We start from the raw sequence: 2,992 nt of genomic DNA, 5'->3' as shown, positions 1-2,992 counted from the left end.
GAACCTCCCCACCGGAGCGGGGAAGGTCCTTTCATGCCGGTTCTTATTTGGCGTCTTCGATTGCGTTAACCAGCTGGGTCACGGCCTCGTCCGAGGTCTTGATCTGGCCGTGGACGAATTTCGAGACGACGTCCTTATAGGCATTGGCGACGGCCGGCGGCGCGCCATAGCCTTGCGCCAGCGAACCGAACAGCGTGCCGCCTTCGTTGGCGGCCTTCAGGTCGGCCATGCCCTTCTTGCCGCAAGCGTCGAAGTCGGTGTCGGGCACGTCGGTGCGGGCCGGGACGGAGCCCTTGACGACGTTGAAAGCCGACTGGAAGCTCTTCGACAAAGTGGCGGTGGCTAACGCAACCTGGGCGGCCTTGCGGTCCTCCGGAACGTCGAACATGCCGAACATGTCGGAGTTGTAGACCACGCTGCCGTCGGTGCCCGGGAAGCGGTAACACAGGAAGTCGGTGCCCGGGGTCTTCTTGGCGGCGTTGAATTCGCCCTTGGCCCAGTCGCCCATGACTTGCACCAGCGCATCGCCCTTGATGACCATGGCGGTGGCAAGGTTCCAGTCGCGGCCGGAGAAGTTCGGGTCGACATAGGTGACGAGCTTGGCAAGGTTGTCGAACGACTTCTTCATCGTGTCGGACTTGAGCTGCTCCTCGTCGAGGTCGTTGAAGGCCTTCTTGTAGAACTCAGGTCCGCCGGTCGACAGCACGACCGAATCGAACATGGTGGCTTCCTGCCAGTTCTGGCCGCCGAGCGCGAGCGGGATGACGCCCGCCGCCTTGGCCTTGTCGAGCAGCGCGATGAATTCGTCGAAGGTCTTGGGCTCGGTGCCGCCGAGCTTGTCCATCACCGCCTTGTTAATCCACAGCCAGTTGACGGAGTGGACGTTGACCGGAGCCGCGACCCACTTGCCGTCATAGACCGAGAATTTCTGCAGGGCGGCCGGAACGGATTTGTCCCAGCCTTCCTTTACCGCCGTCTCGGTCAGGTCGCCCATCACGCCGGCCGCGGCATAATCGAGCACGGTATAGCCGAGCATCTGGGAGGCGGTCGGGTAGTTGCCAGCCGCGACCATCGCCTTCAGCGCGGTCATGGCGGCGTCGCCGCCGCCGCCGGCCACGGGCACGTCCTTCCAGGCAAAACCTTGCTTGGCCAGATCCTCCTTGAGCACGTTCAAAGCAGCCGCTTCGCCCCCAGACGTCCACCAATGCAGCATCTCGACTTCCTTGACGTCCTGAGCGTGAGCCGCGAACGCAAGACCCGAGCCGAGAGCCGTTCCGATAAGCAATTTGCGCAACATGTACTTCCTCCCTTGTTGCAGCTACACGACCGGCGGTTGTCCGCCGGGTTCTTCCCAACTCAGCCGACCCACCATCCGGTGCGCTGGCCGCGATGAAACTGGATCGTCTTTTCCTCGGTATAGTCCTCGACGGCGCGCTTGCCGAGTTCGCGTCCGAGACCGGACTGCTTGTAGCCTCCGAAAGGCAGCTCGGGATAACCTTCCATGAACGTGTTCACCCAAACGGTTCCCGAACGCACATTCCGCGCCACCGACATGCAGGTGTCGATGCTGGCGCTCCACACACCCGCCGATAAACCATAGGGCGTGTTGTTGGCGATGCGCAACGCCTCTTCAATCGATTCAAACGTCAGTACCGAGAGCACCGGGCCGAACACTTCTTCACGTGCAATGGCCATGTCTTCGGTGACGCCGCGAAGGATGGTCGGGTCGAGATACTGACCGGCACTGGAGGCGATCTGCTTGCCGCCGCTGTAGACGCTGCTGCCGTCGTTTGCCGCCGCCGCCACATAGCCGGTCACCTTGGCCAGGTGCTCGGAAGAGATCATCGCGCCAACCTTGGTGCTGATATCGAGCGGATCGCCGACGGTGACCCTTGCGGTGAGCGCCTTCACTGCGCCGAGGAAGTCGTCGGCGATCGCCCCGTGGACGATCAGCCGGCTGCCGGCGTTGCAGCATTCGCCGGCGTTGAAAAAGCCGCCGAACACCGCCGCGTCGGCCGCCGCTTCGAGGTCGGCGTCTGGAAAGACGATCTGCCCGTTCTTGCCGCCGAGCTCCATCGAGACTTTCTTCAGAGAGTTCGCAGCCGACGCCATGGTCATCTTGCCGACCCGGGTGGAGCCGGTGAACGACACCATCTCGACCAGCGGATGGCTGACCATCGGCGCGCCGACATCCGCGCCCAGGCCAGCGAGGATGTTGACGACGCCATCCGGCAAGCCGGCCTGCATCAGGATGTCGCCGAGCACGAAGGTCGAGGCCGAGGTCATCTCGCTCGGCTTCACCACCGTCGTGCAGCCGGCGGCGAGCGCGAACGGCAATTTCTGGCTGACGATGAGGAACGGAAAATTCCACGGCGCGATGATCGAGACGACGCCGATCGGTTCGCGCAGCACGACGCCTAGCATGGCGTCGCCGAGATTGGCATAGCTTTCGCCATGGACCGTGCGGGCAAGCGCTGCGGCATAGCGCCAGATGTCGACGGCGCCGCCGATCTCGCCGCGCGCCTGGGCGATCGGCTTGCCGGATTCCAGCGCGTCGAGCCGGGCAATCTCCTCGAGCCGCGCCTCGATCAGGTCCGCCGCCTTGAGCAGGATCGCGGCGCGCTCTGCTGCCTTCATGCGCGCCCACGGGCCGGTCTCAAAAGCCTTGTGCGCGGCGGTCACCGCCGCCTCGACTTCGGCCGCGCCGGCTTGTGCATAGCGCGAAACGGTGAAGCCGTGGCCGGGGCTGTTGCGCTCCAGTGTGCGGCCGTCGCGGGCATCGACGAACTTGCCGTCGATCAGCAGCCGGTAGGTCTTCGGTGCTGCGGATGCCTCGGCGGGCATGGCGATGGTGAGGGGCAAGTTCATGTGATTTCCAGGTTCCGCATGCTTTTTAGGATCTTGAAAACGCTGGTTTCTGCTTGGTCTTGAAAGTGTCGATGCCGGCCTTGAGGTCGCCGGTCAGCGCGATGAAGCCGCTGGCCAGCGCCTC

Annotated in this window: 2 protein-coding genes; both read right to left on the bottom strand. The window is 63.8% G+C overall.

What is annotated here, in order from left to right; genetic code table 11:
* Window positions 1-43 precede the first annotated feature (43 nt).
* Entirely contained in the window at window positions 44-1,297 is a 1,254-nt protein-coding gene (locus EOA85_RS31320; RefSeq protein WP_127212315.1) for an ABC transporter substrate-binding protein, read from the bottom strand.
* A 59-nt stretch (window positions 1,298-1,356) separates the two neighbouring features.
* Complete coding sequence (locus EOA85_RS31315; RefSeq protein ID WP_127212314.1) at window positions 1,357-2,868, bottom strand: aldehyde dehydrogenase family protein; 1,512 nt, start codon at window positions 2,866-2,868, stop codon at window positions 1,357-1,359.
* Between the last annotated feature and the right edge of the window lie 124 nt (window positions 2,869-2,992).

The organism is Mesorhizobium sp. M5C.F.Ca.IN.020.29.1.1, assembly GCF_003997375.1.
Taxonomy (GTDB): domain Bacteria; phylum Pseudomonadota; class Alphaproteobacteria; order Rhizobiales; family Rhizobiaceae; genus Mesorhizobium; species Mesorhizobium wenxiniae.
Note: the sequence above shows the minus strand (reverse complement) of the source record. Positions and strands in the feature narration are given on the sequence as shown.